Origin of the sequence: Phycicoccus avicenniae, from assembly GCF_050496545.1 — a bacterium.
GTDB lineage: Bacteria > Actinomycetota > Actinomycetes > Actinomycetales > Dermatophilaceae > Phycicoccus > Phycicoccus avicenniae_A.
Window position 1 is genome coordinate 166,194 of the sequence record NZ_JBNVZV010000003.1, and the last position, 24,071, is coordinate 190,264.

The 24,071-nt window shown below is 74.5% G+C and carries 21 protein-coding genes and 1 riboswitch; of the genes, 7 read left to right on the forward strand and 14 right to left on the reverse strand.

Translation table 11 applies throughout. The annotated features are described in order from the left end of the window. Nucleotides 1-141: 141 nt before the first annotated feature. Both ACQZ2A_RS03905 and ACQZ2A_RS03910 read right to left on the reverse strand, forming a co-directional pair. Nucleotides 142-2,394, reverse strand: coding sequence for an ATP-binding cassette domain-containing protein (locus tag ACQZ2A_RS03905; RefSeq protein WP_430207321.1), 2,253 nt, complete (start codon nucleotides 2,392-2,394; stop codon nucleotides 142-144). Between the two features lie 4 nt (nucleotides 2,395-2,398). Beyond that, nucleotides 2,399-3,097, reverse strand: coding sequence for an ECF transporter S component (locus ACQZ2A_RS03910; RefSeq protein ID WP_430207324.1), 699 nt, complete (start codon nucleotides 3,095-3,097; stop codon nucleotides 2,399-2,401). A 90-nt stretch (nucleotides 3,098-3,187) separates the two neighbouring features. After that, nucleotides 3,188-3,291, reverse strand: a riboswitch (TPP riboswitch). 86 nt (nucleotides 3,292-3,377) lie between these two features. On the opposite strand from ACQZ2A_RS03910, the gene ACQZ2A_RS03915 reads away from it, so the two are divergent. After that, a complete protein-coding gene (locus ACQZ2A_RS03915) occupies nucleotides 3,378-3,656 on the forward strand; it encodes a DUF4235 domain-containing protein (RefSeq protein ID WP_430207325.1) in 279 nt (92 codons plus the stop codon). Nucleotides 3,657-3,935: 279 nt separating this feature from the next. Here ACQZ2A_RS03915 and hutI read toward each other — a convergent pair whose 3' ends face one another. From hutI to ACQZ2A_RS03930, 3 genes are read right to left on the reverse strand one after another with little or no spacing between them, the layout of a single operon-like run. Continuing rightward, nucleotides 3,936-5,147, reverse strand: a complete 1,212-nt coding sequence (gene hutI / locus ACQZ2A_RS03920; protein WP_430207328.1) for an imidazolonepropionase — start codon at nucleotides 5,145-5,147, stop codon at nucleotides 3,936-3,938. Continuing rightward, on the reverse strand, nucleotides 5,144-6,469 hold the full coding sequence (locus tag ACQZ2A_RS03925; protein WP_430207331.1) for a formimidoylglutamate deiminase: 1,326 nt from the start codon (nucleotides 6,467-6,469) through the stop codon (nucleotides 5,144-5,146). The genes hutI and ACQZ2A_RS03925 overlap by 4 nt, the downstream gene beginning before the upstream one ends. Then, complete coding sequence (locus tag ACQZ2A_RS03930; protein WP_430207334.1) at nucleotides 6,466-7,710, reverse strand: allantoate amidohydrolase; 1,245 nt, start codon at nucleotides 7,708-7,710, stop codon at nucleotides 6,466-6,468. The genes ACQZ2A_RS03925 and ACQZ2A_RS03930 overlap by 4 nt, the downstream gene beginning before the upstream one ends. 107 nt (nucleotides 7,711-7,817) lie before the next feature. Between ACQZ2A_RS03930 and ACQZ2A_RS03935 the strand changes: the two genes are divergently transcribed. After that, the gene (locus tag ACQZ2A_RS03935) at nucleotides 7,818-8,297 is read left to right on the forward strand and encodes an aminoacyl-tRNA deacylase (protein WP_430207336.1); all 480 of its coding nucleotides are present in this window, start codon (nucleotides 7,818-7,820) and stop codon (nucleotides 8,295-8,297) included. Nucleotides 8,298-8,397: 100 nt separating this feature from the next. Here the strand turns inward: ACQZ2A_RS03935 and hutU are convergent, their stop codons facing one another. Beyond that, the gene (hutU, locus tag ACQZ2A_RS03940; RefSeq protein ID WP_430207339.1) at nucleotides 8,398-10,056 is read right to left on the reverse strand and encodes a urocanate hydratase; all 1,659 of its coding nucleotides are present in this window, start codon (nucleotides 10,054-10,056) and stop codon (nucleotides 8,398-8,400) included. A 176-nt stretch (nucleotides 10,057-10,232) separates the two neighbouring features. Here hutU and ACQZ2A_RS03945 point away from each other — a divergent pair, with 176 nt between their 5' ends. Then, a complete protein-coding gene (locus ACQZ2A_RS03945; protein WP_430207341.1) occupies nucleotides 10,233-10,925 on the forward strand; it encodes a class I SAM-dependent methyltransferase in 693 nt (230 codons plus the stop codon). 93 nt (nucleotides 10,926-11,018) lie between these two features. Here ACQZ2A_RS03945 and hutH read toward each other — a convergent pair whose 3' ends face one another. Beyond that, nucleotides 11,019-12,581 (reverse strand): histidine ammonia-lyase, encoded by a 1,563-nt coding sequence (gene hutH / locus ACQZ2A_RS03950; protein WP_430207343.1) that lies wholly within the window; start codon nucleotides 12,579-12,581, stop codon nucleotides 11,019-11,021. Between the two features lie 107 nt (nucleotides 12,582-12,688). Further along, a complete protein-coding gene (locus ACQZ2A_RS03955; RefSeq protein ID WP_430207536.1) occupies nucleotides 12,689-14,479 on the reverse strand; it encodes an ABC transporter ATP-binding protein in 1,791 nt (596 codons plus the stop codon). Between the two features lie 193 nt (nucleotides 14,480-14,672). On the opposite strand from ACQZ2A_RS03955, the gene ACQZ2A_RS03960 reads away from it, so the two are divergent. Next, on the forward strand, nucleotides 14,673-15,119 hold the full coding sequence (locus ACQZ2A_RS03960) for a MarR family winged helix-turn-helix transcriptional regulator (protein ID WP_430207346.1): 447 nt from the start codon (nucleotides 14,673-14,675) through the stop codon (nucleotides 15,117-15,119). 111 nt (nucleotides 15,120-15,230) lie between these two features. On the opposite strand, the gene rraA is transcribed toward ACQZ2A_RS03960, so the two are convergent. The 5 genes from rraA to ACQZ2A_RS03985 are packed head-to-tail and all read right to left on the reverse strand — an operon-like array spanning nucleotide 15,231 to nucleotide 19,236. Further along, entirely contained in the window at nucleotides 15,231-15,710 is a 480-nt protein-coding gene (gene rraA / locus ACQZ2A_RS03965; RefSeq protein WP_430207349.1) for a ribonuclease E activity regulator RraA, read from the reverse strand. Next, nucleotides 15,707-16,105 (reverse strand): universal stress protein, encoded by a 399-nt coding sequence (locus tag ACQZ2A_RS03970; RefSeq protein WP_430207352.1) that lies wholly within the window; start codon nucleotides 16,103-16,105, stop codon nucleotides 15,707-15,709. Before ACQZ2A_RS03970 ends, rraA begins: the two co-directional genes overlap by 4 nt. Beyond that, on the reverse strand, nucleotides 16,102-17,679 hold the full coding sequence (locus ACQZ2A_RS03975) for a tripartite tricarboxylate transporter permease (RefSeq protein WP_430207355.1): 1,578 nt from the start codon (nucleotides 17,677-17,679) through the stop codon (nucleotides 16,102-16,104). The genes ACQZ2A_RS03970 and ACQZ2A_RS03975 overlap by 4 nt, the downstream gene beginning before the upstream one ends. Next, on the reverse strand, nucleotides 17,679-18,227 hold the full coding sequence (locus ACQZ2A_RS03980) for a tripartite tricarboxylate transporter TctB family protein (protein WP_430207358.1): 549 nt from the start codon (nucleotides 18,225-18,227) through the stop codon (nucleotides 17,679-17,681). The genes ACQZ2A_RS03975 and ACQZ2A_RS03980 overlap by 1 nt, the downstream gene beginning before the upstream one ends. A gap of 1 nt (nucleotide 18,228) precedes the next feature. Next, nucleotides 18,229-19,236, reverse strand: coding sequence for a Bug family tripartite tricarboxylate transporter substrate binding protein (locus tag ACQZ2A_RS03985; protein ID WP_430207360.1), 1,008 nt, complete (start codon nucleotides 19,234-19,236; stop codon nucleotides 18,229-18,231). Between the two features lie 100 nt (nucleotides 19,237-19,336). Between ACQZ2A_RS03985 and ACQZ2A_RS03990 the strand changes: the two genes are divergently transcribed. The 3 genes from ACQZ2A_RS03990 to ACQZ2A_RS04000 are packed head-to-tail and all read left to right on the forward strand — an operon-like array spanning nucleotide 19,337 to nucleotide 22,500. Continuing rightward, nucleotides 19,337-21,067, forward strand: a complete 1,731-nt coding sequence (locus ACQZ2A_RS03990; RefSeq protein WP_430207362.1) for an ATP-binding protein — start codon at nucleotides 19,337-19,339, stop codon at nucleotides 21,065-21,067. Next, complete coding sequence (locus tag ACQZ2A_RS03995; RefSeq protein ID WP_430207363.1) at nucleotides 21,064-21,735, forward strand: response regulator; 672 nt, start codon at nucleotides 21,064-21,066, stop codon at nucleotides 21,733-21,735. Before ACQZ2A_RS03990 ends, ACQZ2A_RS03995 begins: the two co-directional genes overlap by 4 nt. 3 nt (nucleotides 21,736-21,738) lie before the next feature. Continuing rightward, the gene (locus tag ACQZ2A_RS04000) at nucleotides 21,739-22,500 is read left to right on the forward strand and encodes an IclR family transcriptional regulator (protein ID WP_430207364.1); all 762 of its coding nucleotides are present in this window, start codon (nucleotides 21,739-21,741) and stop codon (nucleotides 22,498-22,500) included. An 18-nt stretch (nucleotides 22,501-22,518) separates the two neighbouring features. Here ACQZ2A_RS04000 and ACQZ2A_RS04005 read toward each other — a convergent pair whose 3' ends face one another. Beyond that, on the reverse strand, nucleotides 22,519-24,024 hold the full coding sequence (locus ACQZ2A_RS04005) for a PhoX family protein (protein WP_430207366.1): 1,506 nt from the start codon (nucleotides 24,022-24,024) through the stop codon (nucleotides 22,519-22,521). Between the last annotated feature and the right edge of the window lie 47 nt (nucleotides 24,025-24,071).

Here is a 24,071-nt window from a genome sequence, read left to right on the forward strand (position 1 = left end):
AGGACCTCTGACAACGTTGTCATATACCCCGGCGGGCTTCTTGACCGAACCCTTGCCAAGACTTGACCTTGTTCTACTATTCGTCGACCGAGGATTGATCAATCCCCCCTCCGGACAGGCAGGTTCCCCGGATGACCGGCGTCATCCGCCGGAGCGGACGAGGACCGCCAGGACGGTCGGGAGGGTCGCGAGCAGGACGAGCAGGCTGTCCGCTCCGTGCCACGGCGCCGGTGCCCACCAGGTGCGCCGCCGGGCCGTGGCGAAACCGCGGGCGTCCATCGCCACCGACAGCTCGACGGCGGCGCCGAGGGTGCGCACGAGCAGTCCGGTCGTCGACGCGGCGAGGTGGCGCGCGACCTCCCCCGGACGGCGCACCCTCGACCCGAGCCCGCGGACCCGTCGGGCCCGGCCGATCTCGGTCCAGACCGCCCCGAAGGTGTGCACCCGCTGGAGCGCCGCGGCCGTGGCCACGACCGGGCGGTCGGGCAGGTGGAGGCGCTGGGCGAGGTGGTCACCGAGCCGGTCGGGGTCGACCCACGGCAGGAGCACGGCCGAGGGGATGACGATGAGGAGCACCCGCAGCGCGACGGTGAGGGCGGTGTCGAGGTCGTGGCCGGCGAGCCACCAGGTGGACCATCCGGTCGACAGCGCGGCGAGCGCACCCGGGAGGGTGCGCAGCAGCACTCGACGCAGCCTGCCGGTCGGGGCCGGCCCCGGCCCGGGAGCGGCCAGGGCCACCCCGGCGAGGACCACCTGGGCGGCGAGGACCACCAGCGAGGTCGTCCAGTGCGGCGAGACGACGCCCGCCGGGATGCCGAGCATCGCGCCGGCGAGGAGGGCGAGCGGTCCGCAGCGGGCGGCCAGCGGCACCCGTCGGGAAACCGGCTCCGGGGGCCTCGCGGGGGCCACGAGCGAGTGCACCCGGTCCGCGCGCGCCACGACCTCGGCGTCGTGGGTGGCGGCGACGACCGCACCGCCGGCGGCCCGGTGGGCGGCGACGAGACCCACGACCGCGGCCCAGGTGTGCCGGTCCTGCCCCACCGTCGGCTCGTCGGCCAGGAGCACCGGCGGCCCGTGGTGCAGGGCAGCGGCGACGGCGAGCCGCCGCTGCTCGCCGCCGGACAGGTGGCGGGGGTCGGCCGCGGCGAGCTCCGAGAGGCCGAGGGCGTCGAGCAGGGCGAGGGCCCGCGCCTCCTCCTGCGGGTCGGTTCGCCCGAGGGTGCGCGAGGTGACGAGGACCTCGTCCACGACGGTCCGGGCCACGAGGGTCGAGCTGGCCCACTGCGGGACCCAGGCGAGCCGGGCGGCCAGGCCGGCCGCGTCGAGCCGGCGCGGGTCCGCCGCCTCGTCGCCGGGGCCGACGCGGACCGCGCCGTCCGGGGTGGGGTCGAGGAACCCGGCCAGCGTCGCCAGGACGGTCGACTTGCCGGAGCCGCTCGGGCCGACGAGGACGGTCAGGCCGCCCGGCGGGGCATCCAGCGGCTCGTCCAGCCGGGCTGCGGGCACCGTGCGGCTGCTGCCGTCCACGAGGCGGACCGTGCGCTCGACCGCGAACGGCGTCGCGGTGAGGGCGGACTCGTTCCGGCCGGTCTGGGGACGCGCCACGAGGGCGGGGTCGACCGGGAGCGGCCGAGGGGCCGGTTCGCCGGGCACCCAGAGGCCCATCGCGAGCAAGGTGTCGCGTTCGGCGGCCAGCACCTCCGCCACCGGGCCGTCGGCGACGACGCGGCCGTCGGCGGAGAGGACGACGAGCCGGTCGACGAGCGGCACCCACGGACCGAGCACGTGCTCGACGACGACGAGGGTCCGCGGGTCGTCGGCCGCGAGGGCCGCCACGGCATCGCGGACCTCGGCGGCACAGCCGGGGTCGAGCATCGCGGTCGGCTCGTCGAGGAGGACGAGCGAGGGGTCGAGGGCGAGCGTGCCGGCCAGGGCGAGGCGCTGCGTCTGCCCGCCGGAGAGCGCGGAGGTCGGGGTGTCGAGGGGCAGGTCGCCGAGGCCGACCGCCGCGAGGGCACGCTCGACGGTGGCGGCCATGCCGGCGGGGTCGGCCCCGACGTTCTCGAGGCCGAAGGCGACGTCGCGGCCGACGGTGGCCGCGACGACACCGCTGCCGGGCTCCTGGAGCACGAGCCCGACCGCGCCGGGGCGCTCGCCGGGCGCGACGCCGTCGAGCCTCACCGACCCCGAGAGCTCGCCCGGCTCGAGCGAGCCGAGCATCCCGGTGAGCGCGCGGAGCAGGGTCGACTTGCCGGCCCCGGACGCCCCGGCGAGCAGGACGCGCTCGCCGGGGCGCACGGTGAGCGTCACGTCGCGCAGCACGGGCTCGCGGCGGCCGACGGGGCGCCAGGTCAGCCCCTCGACCTCGACGCTCCCGCGCTGCGCGGTGCGCACGGTGTCAGACAGCCCGGGCCTCCTGGACCTCCTGGCCCGCCGGGAAGGCGGACAGCGCCCCGGCCCGGGCCAGCTGCCGGGTGAGCAGCCACCCGACCCCGCCCGCGATCACCGCGCCCGAGACGCCGAGCGCACCGAGGTAGGCGATCTTGTCGCGCAGGACGAGCTCGGCGTACCAGCCGCCGCCCCCCGCGACCGTGCCGAGCACCGGCACGTCGGCCCACGAGGCCGGGAACTTCATGACCTCGAAGACCCACTCGAGCGGGGCCGAGAGCGCGCCGGCGAGGGCGGCGGCAGCCGGGCCCCACGCGCGGTAGCCGAGGAGGGCGAAGGCGAGCTCGGCGCCGAGGCCCTGGAGGACGCCGCTGACGAGCGTCGAGGCACCCCACTGCGTGCCGGGGAGCATCGAGACGAGCGCGGCGACGACCTCGCAGAAGAGGGCGGCGCCCGGCCGGCGCACGACGAGCCCGCCGACGACGCCGGCGAGGAACCAGGTGCCCGCGAAGAGCCCGGTGAGGGGGACGTACGCGACGGTGACGAGCTTGCTCAGGGGCTCGTAGGCGAAGGCCCAGCCCCAGAAGACGATGCCGAAGGCGGCACCGAGGAACGCGATGGTGATGATGTCGACGGTGCGCCAGGACGCGAGGCGCCCGGTCGCCGTGACGGAGCGACGCGAGGGCGCGTCGGTGGTGGACGTGGCCATGTCTGTGCTTCTCCCGTGGTCGGTGATGACCTCGGGGAGGCGTGACCCCACCGGCACGCGACCGCGGCGCGGCCGTGCGACGGTGGAGCACACCTGAGATTCCCGACTTCCTCCACCGGTGCTAACCGGATCAGGTTCGAGGGTCTGCGGTCGGACCGCACTCTCAGCGCCTGGGCGCTCCCCTGTCGTTGGACGTCCCGAGCATATCCCCGTCCGCACTAGAGTGGCGAGGACCGGTCGGGCAGTCGCCTGACCTGCGGATCCGTCGAGAGGTACGACCATGGGAAAGCTCGCCTGGAAGATCCTCGGGACCGGCGGGCCCATCCTCGCCGGGATCGTCGCCACCAAGCTCGTCAACATGGTCTGGGCCAAGGCCGGTCAGGACGAGATCAACCCGAAGAACCCCGACGCCCCGGCCGTCAAGGCCCTCGCGTACGCCGCCGTCATGGGCCTGGCCGTCGGCGCGGCGCGCACCCTCACCGAGCGCAAGGCCGCGCAGTACTACCGCAGCTCGGCCGGGCACCTGCCCACCGAGATCAAGGACCAGCCGGTCAGCTGAGCCGCGCCCGCCCGCGAGCCGCCGGGCACCGGGCCGGGCGGTCCAGCGCTGACCGTGGCCCCGAGGACGCACCCTGTGCTCCCGGAGATGCGGTCGCCGCGACCGGGATCCCTGACCGCGCGACCACGATCCCTCCCCCGGCGACCGGGATCCCTGACCGCGCGACCACGATCCCTCCCCTGGTGACCGGGATCCCTGTCGGAACGACCGGGTCCCGGGCGCACACCCCTGCGACCTCGGGTCGTGGTCCCGGCGCGGCCAGGGCGGGAGCCGGCGCGGTCAGGCCAGCTCGAGGGTTCGGGCGACGGGCATCCCGGGCCGGTAGGCGAGGTGCTCGTGGCCGGGCGCCTCGAGCACGGCGAGGTCGGCCCTGGCCCCCACCGCCAGGTGGCCGACGTCCTCGCGCCGCAGCGCCCGCGCCCCACCCACGGTGGCCGCCACGAGCGCCTCGGCCGCGGTCATCCGCAGCTCACGCACGGCGAGGGCGATGACGAACGGCATCGACGCGGTGTTGCACGTGCCGGGGTTGCAGTCCGAGGCCAGCGCCACCGAGGCGCCGGCGTCGAGCAGGCGGCGGGCGTCCGGGTAGGGCATCCGGGTCGAGAACTCCACGCCCGGCAGCAGGGTGGCCGCGGTGGTGTCGGCTGCCCCGGCGAGCGCCTCGACGTCGGCGTCGTCGAGGAACGTGCAGTGGTCGACGGAGGCCGCGCCCAGCTCGACGGCCAGCCGCGCGCCCGGACCGGGCCCCAGCTGGTTGCCGTGGACCCGCAGCCCGAGCCCGGCATCGCGCCCCGCGACGAGGACGCGGCGCGCCTCCTCCCCCGTGAAGGCGTGCGGGCTGTTCGGCTCGCAGAAGACGTCGACCCAGCGGGCGTGCGAAGCACAGGCGGCGAGCATCGGGCCGGTGACGAGGTCGAGGTAGCCGGCGCGGTCCCCGCGGGCCTCGGGCGGCACGACGTGGGCACCGAGGAAGGTCGTCTCCGGGGTGACCTCGGCGGCCAGGCGCAGCGAGCGCGCCTCGTCCTCGACGGTCAGCCCGTACCCGCCCTTCACCTCGAGCGTCGTCGTGCCCAGCGCACGCGCCTCGGCGACGCGGGCGGCGAGGAGGGCACGGAGCTCGTCGTCGGTCGCGTCCCGGGTGGCCGCCACGGAGACGCCGATGCCCCCGCCGTCGTAGGGGGTTCCCGCCATCCGGGCGGTGAACTCCGCGGACCGGTCGCCCGCGAACACGAGGTGCGAGTGGCTGTCGACGAACCCGGGGACGACGGCGCGGCCGCCCACGTCGGTGGCCCGGTCGGCGGAGGGAGCCCGGTCGGCCGGCCCGACCCACGCGACGCGGCCGTCCTCGACGACGAGCGCGGCGTCGGTGAGCACCCCGAGGCGTTCCTCGGCCGGCACCGAGCGGTCGGCGACCGGCAGGTCACCGTCGGGCCCGGCGCACGTGACGAGCCGGCCGATACCCGTGACGAGCTGCGCCGCACCGCCACTCATCGGCGGACCGCCGTGATCGCCTCGGAGAGAAGCCGCCCGACGTCACCCAGACGGTGAACGCCTGCACTGACGACGTGCTCGCCCGCGACGACGACGTCGGTGACGTCGGCCGAGGTCGCGGCGTAGAGCACCTGGTCGAGGGAGCAGCCCGCGGTGCGCGGGCTGTCGGTGCGGACGGCGACGAGGTCGGCGACGTGGTTGCCGGCGATGAGACCACCGTCCGGCCAGCCGAGCGAGTGGTAGCCGTCGAGGGTGGCCATCGCGAGGAGGTCCGCCGGCGCGAACCGGCCGCGCTCGAGGCTGACGAGGCGTTCGTGCATCTCCACCCCGCGCACCTCCTCGAACGGGTCGACGACGGCGTGCTGGTCCGAGCCGACCGCGAGCCGCGCCCCCGCGTCGGCGAGCGCGCGGGCCGGGCCGATGCCGTCCGCGAGGTCGCGCTCGGTCGTGGGGCAGAAGACCGCACAGGCACCGGACCCGCCGAGCAGCGCGACGTCGTCGTCGGTGAGGTGCGTGGCGTGGACGAGCGAGGTGGTCCCCGTGAGCAGGCCCTCGTCGGCGAGGAGGCGGGCCGGGGTGCGGCCGTAGAAGGACTCGCAGGCGAGGTTCTCGCCCGGCTGCTCGGACATGTGGGCGTGCAGCGGCCACAGCTCGCGGACGGCGGCGTCACCGACGACGGCCAGGTCGTCCAGCGGCACGGCGCGCACCGAGTGCACGGCGGCCCCGACCCGCCAGCCCTCCCCCGGGCGCAGGGCGCTGACCCGCTCGATCCAGCCCTCGGCCGAGCCGTCCGAGAACCGCTGCTGCACGGCGTCGAGGGGCACGTGCCCACCCCCGGTCAGGCCGCCGGCGAGGTAGACGGTGTCGAGGAGGGTCAGCCGGATGCCCGCCGCCGCCGCTGCCTCGACGAGCGCGACGCCCATCGCGTTGGGGTCGTCGTAGGGGGTCCCGTCCGGGCCGTGGTGGAGGTAGTGGAACTCCCCGACCGCCGTGTAGCCGGCCAGCACCATCTCGGCGAAGACGGCCGTGGCCAGGCGGCGGTAGGAGTCGGGGTCGAGCCGGCGCGCGAGGGCGTACATCCCCTCGCGCCAGGTCCAGAAGTTGCCCTCCTCGCCGTGCGTGCGGCCGCGCAGCGCCCGGTGGAAGGCATGGCTGTGGGCGTTGGCCAGGCCGGGGAGGACGAGCCCGTGGAGGACGACGTCCCCGGGCTCCATCGGCTGGTCGCCGACGACCTCGAGGATGCGGCCGCGCTCCGTGACGACCCGGACGTGGCGCCGCGCACCCCCGGGGAGCACCGCGTGCTCGCACCAGTACGTGGTCATGCAGCAGTCGGTCCCGCGAGGTCGGTGACGACGTCGGCGAGCGCGGCGACGCCGCTGAGGCAGTCATCGGCCGCTGCCCACTCGTCGGGGCTGTGGCTGACGCCGGTCGGGTTGCGCACGAACAACATCGCGGTGCGCACGCCGGCGTTGGCGAGGATGCCCGCGTCGTGGCCGGCACCCGTGCCGATGACCGGGATCCCGCCGAGCAGCGTCGACAGCCTCCGCACGAGGAGGGGGTCGAAGTCGGTGGTGGGCGTCCACGACTCCTCGGTGACGAGCGCGTCGAAGTCGGCGACCACGTCGCGCACGTCGGCGACGACGCGGCGCACGGCGTGGGCGTCGGTGCCGCGGGCGTCGAGCCAGGCGGTGGCACAGCTGGCGACGGCGTTGACGCCGCCCGGGACGACCTCGACCTTGCCGATCGTCGCGAGGCAGCCGTGCTCCTCGGCGGACCGGCGGGCCGAGATGATGGCCGCGGCCAGGCCCAGCATCGCGTCCTCGCGGTCGTCGAGGGCCGTCGTGCCGGCGTGGTTGGCCTCCCCCGGCACGTCGATGCGCCAGCGGCCGTGCGGCCAGATGTCGCTGCCGACCCCGACCGGCCGGTCCAGGAGGTCCAGGGCCCGGCCCTGCTCGACGTGGAGCTCGACGAACGTGCCGACCCGGGCGAGGGTCTCGTCGTCGCGGCCCAGGTGGCGCGGGTCGCCGCCCGAGAGCTCGATCGCCTCGGCCATCGTCACGCCGTCGAGGTCCTTGAGGCCGCGGGCGCGGTCGGCGGACATCGCCCCGGTGATGACGCGCGACCCGGCGCAGGCGACGCCGAACCGGGATCCCTCCTCGTCACCGAAGTTCACGACGCCGATGGGCCGGTCGGGACGGAAGCCCTTCGCGCGCAGGGCGTCGACGGCGGCCAGCGCGCTGACGACGCCGAGCGGGCCGTCGAAGGCCCCGCCGTCGGGCACCGAGTCGAGGTGGGAGCCGACGACGACCCCGGGCGTGCCGGCGGCGGCCGCGGCGTCGGGGTCGCCCCACCACGCCCACTGGTTGCCCATGCGGTCGGTCGTCAGGTCCAGGCCGCGGGCCGCGCACTCGCCGGCGAACCACTCGCGCAGGTCGTGGTCGGTCCGGGTCCAGGCATACCGGCGGTAGCCCCCCGTGGTGGCGTCGAGCCCCAGCGGTTCGAGGTCCTGCCACATCCTCCGGAAGGCCAGCGTCGCCCCGTCGGGGACCTGCCTGCTGGACATGTCGACCATTGGACCAAGCCGGACGGGCTGGTGGGGGCGGAGGGACGAGCGATTGTCTCGCCGGGGAGACGATGTCGGTGAACGGTTGTCGCCCTAGGCTGACGGCCATGGACGACGGAGCCGACCGGGCCCGCGCGGCACTCGCCGCCTCGGGGCTGGCCCACGAGATCACGAGCCACGGACGGGTGGGGTCCCTCGAGGAGGCGGCCCGCCTCCGGGGCGTCGAGCCGGCGGGCATCGTCAAGACCCTCGTGGTGCGCCGCGGCGAGGACGACCACCTCTTCGTCCTCGTGCCCGGCGACCGCGAGATCTCCTGGCCCAAGCTGCGCGCGCACCTCGGGGTGAACCGGCTCTCGATGCCTCCGGCCGACGTCGCCCGGGACGTCACCGGCTACGAGCGCGGCACCATCACGCCGTTCGGGTCGCTGCGGGCGCTGCCCGTCGTCGCCGACGCCACGCTCACCGGCCGGACGGTCTCGATCGGGGCCGGCGCCCACGGGGTGGCGGCCACGGTGGGGGCCGACGCCCTCGTCGCGGCCCTCGACGCCGAGGTCGCCGACGTCACCGACCCCGTCACCCCCCGCTGACCCGGGGCCACACCACCCGACTTCTTGCGCATCCGCCACCTCGCGGAGGCCGATTCGGGCCCTCCGAGGTGGCGGATGCGCAATCAGTGGGCTCGGGGGGTCAGATGCCCTCGCGCATCGGGACCCGGACGCCACGCTCCTCGGCCACCTCGTCGGCGTGCTCGTACCCGGCGTCGACGTGCCGGATGACGCCCATCCCCGGGTCGTTGGTCAGCACGCGCTCGAGCTTCTCGGCGGCCAGCGCCGTGCCGTCGGCGAGCGAGACCTGCCCGGCGTGGATCGAGCGGCCGATGCCGACGCCCCCGCCGTGGTGGATGGACACCCAGCTCGCGCCCGAGGCGGTGTTGACCATCGCGTTGAGCAGCGGCCAGTCGGCGATGGCGTCGGAGCCGTCGAGCATCGACTCGGTCTCGCGGTAGGGCGAGGCGACCGAGCCGCAGTCGAGGTGGTCGCGGCCGATGACGAGCGGTGCGCTGACCTCGCCCGAGGCGACGAGGTCGTTGAAGGCCAGCCCCGCCTTCTCGCGCTCGCCGTAGCCGAGCCAGCAGATGCGCGCCGGCAGGCCCTGGAACGCGATCCGCTCGCGCGCGCCGCGCATCCACTTCTGGAGCCGGTCGTTGTCGGGGAAGAGGTCCAACACCGCGCGGTCGGTGGCGTCGATGTCCTTCGGGTCGCCGGAGAGCGCGGCCCAGCGGAAGGGGCCCTTGCCCTCGCAGAACAGCGGGCGGATGTAGGCCGGGACGAAGCCGGGGAAGTCGAAGGCGCGCGCGAAGCCGCCCTGACGGGCCTCGTCGCGGATCGAGTTGCCGTAGTCGAAGACCTCGGCGCCGGCGTCGAGGAAGCCCACCATCGCCTCGACGTGGCGGGCCATCGAGGCGCGGGCGCGGTCGGTGAACTCCTCGGGCTTCTTCTCGGCGTACTCGGCCCACTCGTCGAGGCCGATGCCCTCGGGCAGGTAGCTGAGCGGGTCGTGGGCGCTGGTCTGGTCGGTGACGACGTCGATGGGGACGCCGCGGCGCAGCAGCTCGGGGAAGACCTCGGCGGCGTTGCCGACGACGCCGACGGAGAGGGCCCGGCGCTCGGCCTTGGCGCGCAGGACGCGCTCGACGGCGTCGTCGAGGCCGTCGGCGACCTCGTCGAGGTAGCGGTGCTCGACGCGGCGGTGGAGGCGGCTCGGGTCGACGTCGACGACGAGGCAGACGCCGTCGTTGAGGGTGACCGCCAGGGGCTGCGCGCCGCCCATCCCGCCGCAGCCGGCGGTGAGCGTGAGGGTGCCGCCCAGCGTTCCGCCGAAGCGCTTCTCGGCCACCGCGGCGAAGGTCTCGTAGGTGCCCTGGACGATGCCCTGGGTGCCGATGTAGATCCACGAGCCGGCCGTCATCTGGCCGTACATCGTCAGGCCGAGGTGCTCGAGGCGGCGGAACTCGGGCCAGGTCGCCCAGTGGCCGACGAGGTTGGAGTTCGCGAGCAGCACCCGCGGCGCCCACTCGTGGGTCCGAAAGACACCGACCGGGCGGCCGGACTGGACGAGCATCGTCTCGTCGGCCCTGAGGTCGGTCAAGGTGCGGACCATCGCGTCGAAGGAGCGCCAGTCGCGGGCGGCGCGGCCGGTGCCGCCGTAGACGACGAGGTCGTCGGGGCGCTCGGCGACCTCGGGGTCGAGGTTGTTCATGAGCATCCGCAGCGGGGCCTCGGTGCTCCACTGGCGGGCGGTGAGGGTGGTGCCGCGGGGGCTGCGGACCGGGCGGGCGCCGTCCATGTCGGTCTCCTTCGTCGCGTTCCCCCCACTGTCGCGGCGCCGGGGGCGCGGCAGGAGGGGGCATCGGCCGTCGGCGTCTGGCATCCGAGACGTGGCCGGGTGTCCTGCGTCGTGCCGGTTGCCGGAACGGCAACGGGATGCCCACGCGCAGCACCCCGGCGGAGCACACTCGGGGCATGAGTACGCACGATGCCGGCCACGCCGCGGGCCACGACCACCAGCACGGCTCCGGGACGCCCCTCCGGCACGAGCACGGGTACGCCCTGCGCGACGACGAGTCCGTGTGGGACGCCCGCTACTCCGAGACCGACCGCATCTGGAGCGGCGAGCCGAACCACGGGCTCACCGTCGAGGCGGCAGCCCTGGTGCCCGGCCGCGCGCTAGACGTCGGGTGCGGCGAGGGTGCGGACGCGGTCTGGCTCGCCACCCGCGGATGGAGCGTGACGGCCATCGATCCCTCGGGCGTCGCGCTCGAGCGGGCGCGCAGGGCGGCCGGCGAGCGCCGGGTCGAGGTGACGTGGCTCCGGGGTGGACTCGGCGAGGTCGAGCTGCCGGATGCCGGCTTCGACCTCGTCTCGGTCTTCTACCCGGCGATCTCCCTCGACATCGACCCCGTGGCGCAGCTCGCCGCGCTCGTCGCGCCGGGCGGCACGCTGCTCGTCGTGCACCACGCCGACGTCGACCGCGAGCGGGCCATCGCCCACGGGTTCGACCCGGACACGCTGCTGGCACCGAAGGACGTCGCGGCGGGGCTGCGGGAGGCCGACGGGTGGGAGGTGCTCGAGGAGCGCCGGCCGCGGCTCATCAGCGGCGGCGCCGGCGCGCACCACGCCGACGACCTCGTGGTCCGCGCCACCCGCACCGCCTGACGCCACTCCGGCCCTCCTCCGGAACGTGGGTGACAACCTTCGCCATACCGAAGGGTTTCACCCACGTTCGCGATGTGGGAGCGGTCTCGGGGGTCAGGCGAGGGGGCCGGTGACCTCCTCGACGACGCGGCGCACCGTGCCGTCGATGACGAGACGGTGGGCGATCTCGACCTCGGGGGCGAGGAAGCGGTCCGGCCCGGGCCTCGATGCTCCGGCGGCCACCAGCGCCGCGACGACCGCACCGGATGCGGGGGCCGGTTCGAGCGGCGCCCGCAGCTGGAGCCCACGGGCGGCGGTGAGCACCTCGACGGCGAGCACGCGCGCGAGGCCGTCGACCGAGCGCCGCAGCTTGCGGGCGCCGGACCAGCCCATCGAGACGTGGTCCTCCTGCATCGCGCTGCTCGGGATCGAGTCGACCGAGGCCGGCACGGCGAGCCGCTTCATCTCCGAGACGATGGCCGCCTGCGTGTACTGGGCGATCATGTGGCCGCTGTCGACGCCGGGGTCGTCGGCGAGGAAGGGCGGCAGGCCGTTGCTGCGCGAGACGTCGAGGAAGCGGTCGGTGCGGCGCTCGGAAATCGAGGCGAGGTCGGCCGCGACGATCGCGAGGAAGTCGAGGACGTAGGCGACCGGCGCGCCGTGGAAGTTGCCGTTGCTCTCGACCCGGCCGTCGGGGGTGACGACGGGGTTGTCGACCGCCGACGCGAGCTCGAACCCGGCGACCCGGGCGGCGTGCTCGACCGTGTCCCGGGCGCCACCGGCCACCTGCGGCGCGCACCGCAGCGAGTACGCGTCCTGGACGCGCGTGCACTCCTCCGTGCGGTGCGACTCGCGGATCGGGCTGTGCGCCATGACCTTCCGGATGTTCGCAGCGCTCACGGCCTGGCCGGGCTGGGGCCGCAGGGCGTGCAGGTCCGCGGCGAAGACGTCGTCGGTGCCGAGCAGCCCCTCGACCGACATGGCGGCGGCGACGTCGGCGACGACGAGCAGCCCGCGCAGGTCGTGCAGGGCGAGGCAGAGCATCCCGAGCATGCCGTCGGTGCCGTTGACGAGGGCCAGGCCCTCCTTCTCCTCGAGCTCGACCGGCGTGAGGCCGGCGGCGGCGAGGGCGTCGGCGGCGGGCATCCGGGCGCCGTTCGCATCACGGACGTCGCCCTCCCCCATCAGGGCCAGCGCGCAGTGCGACAGCGGGGCGAGGTCGCCGGAGCAGCCGAGCGAGCCGTACTCGTGGACGACGGGCGTGATGCCGGCGTCGAGCATCCCGGCGTAGGTGCGCAGGGTCTCCTCGCGAATGCCGGTGCGGCCGGTCGCCAGGGTGGCGACGCGCAGCAGCATCAGGGCGCGGACGACCTCGCGCTCGACCTCGGGGCCGGAGCCCGCGGCGTGGCTGCGGATCAGGCTGCGCTGCAACCGGTGTCGCAGGTCGACGGGGATGTGGCGGGTGGCCAGCGCGCCGAATCCGGTCGAGACGCCGTAGTGCGGCTGCGGGTCGTCGGCGAGCCCGCGGATGATCTCGCGGGTGCGGCGGACCTCGGCCAGGGCGGCATCGCCGAGGCGGACCGGAGCGTCGTGGCGGGCGACGGCCACGACGTCCTCGACGGTCAGCGGGCCCGACCCGACGACGACGGGCGGGGCGGTGGGGGCGTCAGCGGTCATGCCTCCCATTGGAGGGCCGACCGCGCCGCGCGACCAGCACGCCGCCCCGCATCCTGTCTCGCACCCGAGACCTCAACTCTCTCCGGATGCCGGCAGGGGTGGGGTGCTCAGGCGGGGACGGGAGCACCCTCGGCCGCGGCGACGAGGTCGGCGTACCGGCCGCCGAGCGCCAGCAGCTGCTCGTGCGTCCCGGACTCCACGACCCGACCGGCGTCCAGCACCGCGATGCGGTCGGCGCGCCGCACGGTCGAGAGCCGGTGGGCGATGGTCACCGTCGTCCGACCCCGGGCGAGATCGTCGAGCGCCGCCTGCAGGGCCCGCTCGGTGGCGGTGTCGAGGGCCGAGGTCGCCTCGTCGAGGACGAGCACCGGCGGGTCGCGCAGGATGGTCCGCGCCACGGCCAGCCGCTGCTGCTCGCCGCCGCTGAAGCGGTGCCCCCGCGCGCCGACGACGGTCTCGATCCCGTCGGGCAGCGACGCCACGAGGTCGGCGACCTGGGCGGCGGCCAGCGCCCGCCACAGCTCGGCCTCGGTGGCCTCGGGCCGCGCCAGGAGGAGGTTCTCGCGCACCGACGCGTGCACGAGGTAGCTCTCCTGCGACACCGTGCCGACCACGGAGGCGAGCACCTCGGGGTCGAGGTCGCGCACGTCGACGCCGTCGACCGTCACCCGCCCGGTGTCAGGGTCGTGCAGGCGGGCCAGCAGCCCGGCGAGCGTGGACTTGCCGGACCCAGTGGCCCCCACGAGGGCCAGTGTCGAACCGGCCGGCACGTCGAGCGTCACGCCCGAGACGGCGTCCCGGTCCGACCCGGGGTAGCGCACGCTGACGTCGTCGAGCCGCACGTGGCCGGAGACCAGCGAGGGGTCGAGCGGCACCGGGTGCGTCGGCGCGGGGACGTCCGGCACGAGGTCGAGGTACTCGAAGACGCGCGAGAACAGGGCCATCGAGGTGACCCACTGGACACCGACGTTGAGCAGCCCCATGAGCGGCCGGAAGATGCCGCCCTGCAGCGCGGTGAAGGCGACGAGCGTGCCGATGGTCATCGACCCCGACGTCGCCGGCAGCCCGGCCGCGAGGTACACCAGCGCGGGGATCACCGCGAAGACGATCTGCATCGTCGCCATCCGCCAGCGCCCGGCGAGCTGCGAGCGCAGCTCGAGCCCGACGAGGTCCGAGGAGGTCGACGAGAAGCGCTCTGCCGCAGCGCGACCGGTGCCGAGCGTCTTGGCCAGGCGGACGCCGCTGACCGAGAGTCCCTCCTCGATCTGGGCGTTGAGGTCGGCGAGCCGTCGCTGCTGCTGCGCGGTGACCTCGCGGCGCAGGAGGGCGACGCGCCGGGTCAGCCAGAGGGCCGGCGGCACGACGATCAGCGAGAGGAGCGAGAGCCGCCAGGAGAGGGCGACCATCGCGACGGCGGTGGCGACGGCGGTCGTGACGTTCGAGGCGATGGACGTGGCGGTCGAGGTGACGACGCCCTGCATCCCGCCGACGTCGTTGACGAGCCGCGACTGCACCTCACCGCCGCGCGTGCGGGTGAAGAACCCGAGCGACTGGCGCTGCAGGTGGGTGAAGACGTCGGTGCGCAGGCCGTGCATGACGCGCTGGCCGACCTGGGTCGACAGCCAGGTCTGGACGACGCCGAGCAGCTGGGTGACAGCCGCGACGGCGACCATCGCGGCGACGGCGAGCACGAGGAGCCGCACGTCCTGCTGCGGGAGGGCGACGTCGACGACCTCGCGGACGAGGAACGGCTGGGCCAGGCCGACGACGCTCGTCACGACGATGATGCCGACGACGACGGCGATGCGGCCGCGGTGCGGGCGGAACAGGTCGAGGACGCGGCGCAGGCTGACCGGCGCCTCCTCGAGGCGGGCGCGGTCGCGCGGGTCGACGGTCATCGGGCCGCCGCGACCGCCCCGGCCTCCGCCGTGGGTCGGGCCGGGTGCCGGCACCGCGAGCGGGTCGGCGGCGCGGGAACGGGTGGGGGTCTGGGTCGGGGCCGCCGTCACGGGCACCCCTCCTTCCGGTCGGGTCGTTGCTGAGGTTACCTCACAATGAGCCCAACGCAGCACCTCGCGCTAGCATTCCCGCGTGCACGGACCCCGCGACGACCGTCCCGCCGCCGACCTCGACCTCGGCGACCTGGTGATGCGCCTCGCCCGCGACCTGCGCCGGCGCGGGATGGTGGCCTTCGAGCCCCACGACCTCGCACCGCACCACGCCCGCGCGCTGCGCGTGCTCGGCCACCACGGCTCGATGCGCCTCGGCGAGCTCGCGCAGCACCTGCGCGTCGCGCCGCGCTCGGTCACCGACGTCGTCGACGCCCTGGAGGAGCGGGGCCTGGCCCGGCGCTCTCCCGACCCCGTCGACCGGCGCGCCCAGGTCGTCTCGGTGACCGACGAGGGCAGCGCGCTGCTCGAGCGGGTCGACGAGGCCCGGCGCGAGGCCGCCGAGGCATCCTTCGCCCGGCTGCCGGCCGCCGACCGGGCGACGCTGCGCCGCATCCTCGAGCGCCTCGACGCCGACGCCGACGCCTGACCCCGTCGTCGAACGACGAGAACATGCCGCGCGCTCTCAGGGGCACGCGGCATGTTCTCGTCTCTCGACCGGTGGGGGCAGGGGTCCGACCGGTCCGGAGAGGGCTGGGCGTCAGGGGCGGGTGACGAGCACCCCGTCCTCGTCGGCCCAGAGCGTCGCCCCGGGCACGAACTCGACACCACCGAAGGCGACCGGCGAGTCACGCTCCCCCACACCGTCCTTCGCGGACTTGCGCGGGTTCGAGCCGAGCGCCAGCACCCCGAGCGGCAGGTCGCCGAGGGCCACGACGTCACGGACCGCGCCGTGGATGACCACGCCCGCCCAGCCCTGCGCCACGGCGGAGCCGGCGATGAGGTCGCCCATGAGCGCCGACTCGAGCGAGCCGCCGCCGTCGACGACGAGCACCCGGCCCTCCCCGGGCTCGGCGAGCGCGGCCTTGACGAGCGCGTTGTCGCGGTGGCAGCGGACCGTGCTGACCGGCCCGGTGAAGCGGGCGACCCCTCCGTACCGGCGCAGCTGCACCGAGCACGACTGGAGCGCGTCGCCGTGCTCGTCGTAGAGGTCGGCGGTCGTGAAGTCCCCGGTGCTCATGCCTCGTCCTCCTTGACGGCGAGAACGGGGCACCGTGCATCGAGGAGGATGCGCTGCGCCACCGAGCCCATGATCAGCTTGCCGACGGCAGTGCGGTGCCGCAGGCCGATGACGACGACCGACGCACCCCGCGACGAGGCCTCCGACACGATGACGTCCGCGGGGTCGCTGCCCTCCTCGACCTGGACGACCTCGACGTCGACCCCTAGCTCGGCGACGTCGCGCCCGACCCGGGCGAGGTCGTCGGCCGGGGCACGCCGGGCGTCGACGAGCACGTCGTCACGCGCCATGTTGAGCACAACGAGCGGCTCGGAGCGGCGGCGGGACTCCTCGACGCCGGCGCGCAGGGTGGCCTCGCCGAGGGGGTTGGGGACGTAGCCCACGAGCACGGTCATGACCGGTGTCCTTCCGAGGAGGCGTGGGCGAGCTCGACCTGCGGGTCCGGCGAGCCACCGTCACCGTCGGCCGGGCCGTCGTCGTCCCCGCCACGCCCGCGGCCACGCAGCTTCGCGACGAGCGGCCACACCAGGACGGCGACGATGAACGCGTAGCAGACCCACGCCACCGGCCCGCCGACGAGGCCCGAGGCGTCACCGCCGGTCAGCTGCAGCGCCTGGCGGGCCTTGCGCTCGACCAGCGGGCCGAGGATGGCGCCGACGATGAGCGGCAGCACCGGCAGGCCGAAGCGCCGCATCGCGAAGCCGACCGCGCCGAGCCCGAGCAGCAGGAACAGGTCGAACGGCTGGGCGTTGACCGCGTAGGCGCCCATCGACGCGAAGAACAGGATCCCCGCGTAGAGGTAGGGCCGCGGGATGCGCAGCAGCTTGGCCCAGGCCGGCGCGAGCGGCAGGTTGAGCACGAGTAGCAGGAGGTTGCCGATGAAGAGGCTCGCGACGAGCATCCAGACGAGGTCCGGCTCCTTGGTGAGCAGGAGCGGCCCGGGCTCGATGCCGTAGGACATGAACGCCGCGATGATGATCGCCGCGGTGGCGTTGGTCGGCAGGCCGAGGGCCAGCAGCGGCACCATCGTCCCGGCGGCCGAGGCGTTGTTCGCGGCCTCAGGGCCCGCGACGCCCTCGATGGCGCCCTTGCCGAACTCCTCGGGGTGCTTGGTGAGCTTCCGCTCGGTCAGGTAGGAGAGGAAGGTCGGGATCTCGGCGCCACCGGCGGGGATGGCCCCGAACGGGAAGCCGAGCGCGGTCCCCCGCAGCCACGGCTTCCAGGACCGGCTCCAGTCCTGCTTCGACATCCACGGACGCCCGACGGGGATGACCGTCGCGGCCTTGCGCCGCAGGTGAGCGGCGACCCACAGCGCCTCGCCGACGGCGAAGATGCCGACCGCGATGACGACGACGTCGATGTTGTCCGCGAGGAACGGGCTGCCGAAGGTCAGCCGCTGCTGGCCGGTGACGAAGTCGGTGCCGACGAGGCCGAGGGCGAGCCCGACGAGGAGCGCCGCGAACCCGCGCACCCGGGACGAGCCGAGGATCGCGGCGGTGCCGACGAAGGCGACGAGGATGATCGCGAGGAACTCCGGCGGCCCGAGGGTCACGGCGAAGTCGACGACCTGAGGCATCACGAAGACGATGGCCGCGGTGGCGATGGTGCCGGCGACGAACGAGCCGATCGCCGAGGTCGCGAGGGCCTGGGCGGCCCGTCCGGACTTGGCCATCTTGTTGCCCTCGAGGGCAGTGACGACCGAGGCGGACTCGCCGGGGGTGTTGAGCAGGATCGACGTCGTCGACCCGCCGTACATGCCGCCGTAGAAGATGCCGCCGAAGAGGATGAGGGACTGCTCGACCGGCAGCCCGTAGGTGACGGGCAGCAGGAGCGCGACCGTCATCGCCGGCCCGATGCCGGGGAGGACGCCGACGGCGGTGCCGACGGTGACCCCGAGGAGCGCGATGAGCAGGTTCATCGGCGTGATGACGTCGGCGAAGCCGCCGAGCAGGGCGTTGACGTTGTCCATCAGAGGATCCCCTGGAGGATGCCGGCGGGCAGGTTGACCCCGAGCCCGATGGCGAAGGCGTAGAAGGTGGCGAGCGAGAGGGCGACACCGATCGCCAGGCCGCGGACGTGGTGGCGGTTGCCGAGCGCGAACGCGGAGAGGAAGAACAGCAGCGCACCGCTGATGACCCAGCCGAGCGGCTCGATGAGCACGGCGTTGAGCGCGAACGCGCCCGCGAGCAGGCCGACCGTCTTCCAGTCGGCGCGGTGGCCGAGCTCGACGTCCTCGCCGGCCTCGGCCTCGCCGACCCCGCCGCGCAGGACGTCGAGGGCGTAGAGGACCGCGACGAGCAGGAGCGCTCCGCCGACGAGGAAGGGCATGGCCCGCGGGCCGACCGGGTCGTTGCTGCTCGTGACCTGGCCGAGCCGGGCCGCGTCGACGACGACGACGACCCCGACGAGGGCCAGGGCCGCGGCCAGCCCGAGCTGGGCGCGGTCCCTGACCCGGCCGAGGGGGCCCGCCCCGGAGGGCGCGGTGCCCTGCGGGGCGGTGGTGGCCTCGGTGCTCATGTCAGGCCAGGCCGAGGGTCTGGAGGATCTTGGCGACCTCGGCGTCCTGTGCCGTGAGGAAGGAGCCGAACTCGTCGCCGGTCTCGAAGGCGTCGACCCAGCCGCGCTTCTCGAGCTCGGCCTTCCACGCCGCGGAGGCGTGCATCTTGGTGAACGCGTCGACCCAGACGGCCTTGTCGGCGTCGGAGAGGCCGGGAGGGGCGACGACGCCGCGCCAGTTGGTGAACTCGAGGTCGATGCCGGACTCCTTGAGGGTCGGCACGTCGGGGAGGGCCGCGACCCGCTCGGCGCTGGTCACCGCGAGGATGCGGACGTCGCCGGCCTCGACCTGGTCGAGGAACTCACCGAAGCCGCTGGCGCCGAAGGCGATCTTGTTGCCGAGCAGCGCCGGCAGGAGCTCGCCGCCGCCGTCGTAGCTGACGTAGCTGACCGTCTTGGGGTCGATGCCCGCGGCCTGGGCCAGCTGCATCGGCAGGAGGTGGTCGGGGCCGCCCGGGGACGAGCCGCCGCCGACGGCGAGGCCCTTCGGGTTCGCCTTCCACGCCGCGACGAGCGAGGTGATGTCCTTGTACGGGGAGTCCTTGGGCACGACGATCGCGCCGGCCTCCTCGATGAGCTTGGCGATCGGGGTGGTCTCCGACAGCTTGGCCTGCGACTTCTGGGTGTACGCGGCGCCGGCGACGCCGAGACCCATCTGCATGGCGAGCTTGCCGTTGCCCTTCTCGTTGACGACCCGCTGGAGGCCGACGGTGCCACCGGCGCCGGGGAGGTTGAAGACCTGGACGCTGCCGGTGATCTTCTCCTTCTCCATCACCTGGGCCGCGGTGCGCGCGGTCGTGTCGTACCCGCCGCCGGGGCTGTTGGGGACCATGTACTGGAGGCCGGTCGCCGGCGCGCCACCACCGGAGGAGGAGGCACCCCCGCTGCCCTGGTCCTTCGTGGCGCCGCAGCCGGTGAGGGCCAGCGTGGCCGCGACGAGTGCGCCGAGCGCGATGCGGTGGAGTCTCATCGTCGAGATCCCTTTCCTGTGGTGGAGTGGAACGCGATGATCGTGGGCGACCGGTACGGAGCCTGTCGCGCTTTCGTCCGCAGTGGAGGTTGAGTTCATAGTGGTCACGCGCCGACGACGCCGGGCGACCCTCGCCGGGCAGCTCTTCGCGCTCCAGCTCGCGATCATCCTCGTCGTGCTCGTGGCGGTCGCCGCCGTCTCGCTCGCGCAGTCGGCGGCCACGTTCGAGCGCACCGAGGGGCGCCGCGTCTCGGCCCTGGGCGAGCAGCTGGCCTCCAACCCCCTGGTGCGCGCCAACCTCGACCAGCCCGAGAGCCGCACCGGGCTGGCGACCCTCGCGCTCGGGCTCGTCGCACAGGCGAACATCACGTCGGTGTCGTTCGCCGAGCCGGACCTCGACGTCCGCGTCTCGACCGACCCCTCGCTCGAGGAGCGCCCACTGCCGCTCGGCGACCCGCGCGTGGCCCGTGGGGGCAGCTGGTCCGGGACCCTCACGGTCGATGGGCGCGAGTACCTCGCCTCGCAGGTACCGGTCCTCGCGGGTGACGACGACGACAAGGATCCCACGACCCCCACCCGGGCCGGCGAGCTGCTCGGCACGGTGATGGTCGCCGAGGAGGCACCGACCACGTGGGAACGGTTGCAGGGCACCAGCTCCTACCTGCTCACCTACCTCGGCATCGCCCTCGTCGTCGGGCTCGGCGGCTCGTGGCTGCTGTCCCGGCGGATCAAGCGCCAGACCCGCGGGATGGAGCCGCGCGAGATCGCCGGCCTCGCCGAGCACCGCGAGGCGATGCTGCGCGGCATCGCCGAGGGGGTCATCGCCCTCGACCCGCAGCACCGCATCACGCTCGTCAACGAGGTCGCGCGCCGGCTGCTCGACCTGCCCGAGCACGCGGTCGGCACGTCGGTGGCCGACCTGCGCATCGAGGGGCGGCTGCGCGAGGTGCTGGTCGGGGAGAACCCCCGCTCCGGTGCGGACGCCGCGCCCGAGGACCACGTCACCGCGGCGCGTGACGAGGTCGTCATCCGGCGTGGGAGGGTGCTCGTCATGAGCACGATGCGGGTCGTCAGCGGCGACCGCGTGCTGGGCACCGTGACGACCATGCGCGACCGCACCGAGATGGCCGACCTCGAGCGCGAGATCGGCTCGTTCCGGTCCACCGCGCACGTGCTGCGTTCGCAGGCACACGAGTTCGCCAACCAGCTGCACACCATCAGCGGCCTCATCCAGATCGGCGAGCTCGACGAGGTGGTCCGCTACGTCGATGCCCTGAGCGAGCAGCGCACCGCGCTCGACCTCGTCGTCACGACCCTCGTCGGCGACCCGACCATCGCGGCGCTGCTCATGGCCAAGGCCGCGACCGCCAACGAGCGGCGCATCGACCTGACCATCGCCGACGACTCGCGCCTCGAGCGGCTCGAGACCCACGACGCTGCCGACGTCGCGACGGTGCTCGGCAACCTCGTCGACAACGCCTTCGAGCACGCGCCGAGGGGTTCTGCCACACCGCCGTCCGTGCGGGTGCGCATCCGCCAGGACGCGAGCACGGTCGAGATCGTGGTCGACGACTCGGGGCCGGGTGTGCCCGACGAGCTGCGGGCCTCCCTCTTCGAGCACGGCGTCACGAGCAAGAGGGTCGACCCCATGGAGCACGGTGTCGGGCTGGCCCTGACCCGGCTCGTGTGCCGGCGCCGTGGAGGGGAGATCGACGTGGACCGGGTCGACGGCTCGACGCGGTTCACCGCGCGGCTCGGGGTGTCGACGGTCGTCGACGCTGCGGCCCCTGCCGGCGCCGGTTCGGCTGCGGCGCAGGGGGGCCGGTCGTGATCCGGGTCCTCGTCGTCGACGACGACTTCATGGTGGCGCGCATCCACGTCGGCTTCGTCGAGCGCGTCGACGGTTTCGAGGTCGTCGGGACGGCGCACACCGGTGCGGAGGCCCTGGAGGCGGTCGAGGAGCTGCGCCCCGACCTGCTCCTGCTCGACCTCTACCTCCCGGACCGGTTCGGGCTCGACCTGCTCGCCGAGGTGCGCACCGGCCCGAGCCCGTGCGACGCCATCGTCATCACCGCGGCCCGCGAGAGCGATGCGGTGCGCGCGGCGGTGCGGCTGGGGGTCGCCGACTACGTGCTCAAGCCGTTCGGCTTCCCCGACCTCGAGGAGCGGCTGCGCCGGTACGCCTCGCAGCGCGCCGTCCTCGACCGCACCGAGGTGGCGGGCCAGGACGACGTCGACCGGGTGTTCCGGCGGAGCTCATCCGGCGGGGCCGTCGTGCTGCCCAAGGGGCTGAGCCCCGAGACCGCCCGGCTCGTCGAGGAGGCCCTGTCCTCCGCCCCGGACGCGGTGTCCGCCACCGAGGTCGCCGAGAGCGTCGGCATCTCGAGGGTCAGCGCCCGGCGCTACCTCGAGCACTTCGCGGGGGTCGGCCGCGCCGACGTCCGGCTGCGCTACGGCTCGACCGGACGGCCCGAGCGCCTCTACCGGTGGATCGGCTGAGCGATGGCCAACGCTCCCGCGGCCGCGCACGCCCTCGACGTCCTCGGCCTCATCGCCCGGCACGGCGAGCCCGTGCCCGCCGCGGCCATCGCCCGTGACCTCGGCCTGCCCCGCTCGAGCGTCTACCACCTGCTCGCGGTGCTCGTCGAGCGCGGGTACGTGCGGCACCTGCCCGAGGAGCGCCGGTACGGGCTCGGGCTGACGTCCTACGAGCTGGGGTCGGCCTACCAGCGGCAGGCGCCGCTCGAGCGGATGGCGCGCGGCCCGATGGACCGGCTCGTCGACGCGTGCGGGCACAACGCGCACCTCGCGGTCCTGCACGGCTCCGACGTCCTCTACGTCGTCGAGCAACGTTCTCCCGGAAGGCCGTTGCTGGTGACGGACGTCGGGGTGCGGCTTCCGGCGCCACTGACCGCCACCGGCCTGGCGATGCTCGCCGCGCTGCCGGCGGCCCAGGTGCGGGCGCTGTTCCCCGACCGGGCCGCGCTGGTGCACCGGGACGGGCGCGGGCCGGCGTCGACGACCCAGCTGCGCTCGTGGCTGCAGGCGGTGCGGCAGCGGGGGTACGCCGTGGAGGACGGGCTCGTGACGCCGGGGCTCGGCTCGGTGGCCGTGGCGGTGCTCGACGCCAACGACTACCCCGTCGCCGCCGTGGCCGTCACCTACCCGCAGGACGCCGTGGACGACGCGGCCCGCGAGGTGCTGGTGCGCGCCGTGCGGCAGACGGCGGCGGCCCTCGCGGCACGGGTGGGTCGGGCGCGCTGAGGCCCGTGCGGCCGTGCGTCAGACGCCGATCCGGTGCCACGGCCCCCAGATCGCGAAGGTCATCCCGGCGCTGGCCTGGATGTTGACGAAGAGGGTGCGCCCGTCGGGGCTGAAGGTCGAGCCGGCGAACTCGTCGTCGTAGCGGGGCTGCCCGGTGCGGGAGCTCTGGACCCGGTTGAGCGCGATGTCCCACAGCTGCCCGCGGCGCGAGAGCCCGCGGACGTAGTTGTCGGCGCTGCTGTCCTCGCACACGACGAGCGTGCCCTTGGGGCTCACGGTGATGTTGTCGGGGAAGTCGAAGGTCTCCTTGCCCGGCGACTGGTAGACGAGGAAGAGCACCTCGCGGCGGGTGTCGTAGCCCCACACCTGGCCGAAGCCCTTGCCGTAGCCGCCGACCGAGTCGGGGCCGGTCATCGCGGCGCCGCCGCCCTGGGTCGAGGTGAAGTAGACGACGCCCTGGTCGTAGATCGTCCCCTCGAGCCGGGAGAAGTGCGCGGCACCCTGGGCGCGCCCCTGGTCGCCGACGTGGTTGATGGCGGTGTCGTTGCTCGTCGGCGCGGTCTGGCCCGGGGTGTACGCGTACGTGGGGTCCGGGTCGTCGATGTCGACCCACTCGACGCGGTACCACGCGCCCCGGCGCTGGTTCGCCTCGAGGTGGGCGTTGTCGGTGCCCTTGACCTTGAGCATCTGGAGCCGGCCGCGGTTGTCGAGGTGACCCGACCTCATCGGGGACTTCCGCGGGGTGTAGCGGTAGAAGCCCGAGGGGAAGGCGAAGTTGTCCTCGCTGAGGTAGAGGCTGCCCCCGCGCGGGTCGAACGCCACGGACTCATGGGCGAACCGGCCGGCCGCGGTGATCGGCTCGCCGCTCGCGCGACCCTTCGTCGGCACCTCGAAGACGTAGCCGTGCGGCTTGGTCAGCGGGACGTTCGAGGCGCCGGTGAAGTCGGGGCCGACGTCGGGGCCGTTGACCGTCTCCTCGCACGTCATCCAGGTGCCCCACGGCATCGGGCCGCCCGAGCAGTTCATCATCGTGCCGTTGAGGCCGGTCCAGGACCTCGCGACCTCGCCGGTGAGGCTGACGTCGACGACGGTGCAGCCGCCGCGCCCCATCGGGTCGTAGGTGTGGTCACCGACCGGGCCGAACGCCGGACCGGGGTTGTTGACCTCGTGGTTGCGCACGAGGGTCACGCGGCCGCGGTGCCGGTTCCGGAAGGCGGCCATCCCGTCGTGACGGCCGGGGAGGGCGGTGCCGTCGTCGAGGGTGACCGGCGACTCGGTGTCGTGGAACGAGCGGTAGCGGAACCCCTCCGGCACGTGGAGGCGGACCGCGCCGTCGCGCTCGTCGGGCGCGGGGCGCAGGCCCCGGAAGGCCGGGGCGCCGAGGCCTGCCGGGCTGGTTCCGAGCGCTGACGCGGGGGCGGCGACCAGCCCCTGGAACGGCCCCCCGAGGGCGGCGCCGCCGGCGACGGCCGCCCCTCCCTTGAGCATCGTGCGGCGTTCGATCGACATGGCCTTGGCTCCCATCGGTGGCGGACGGATCCTCCACCGTAGAACTCCACCGACGGCAACGG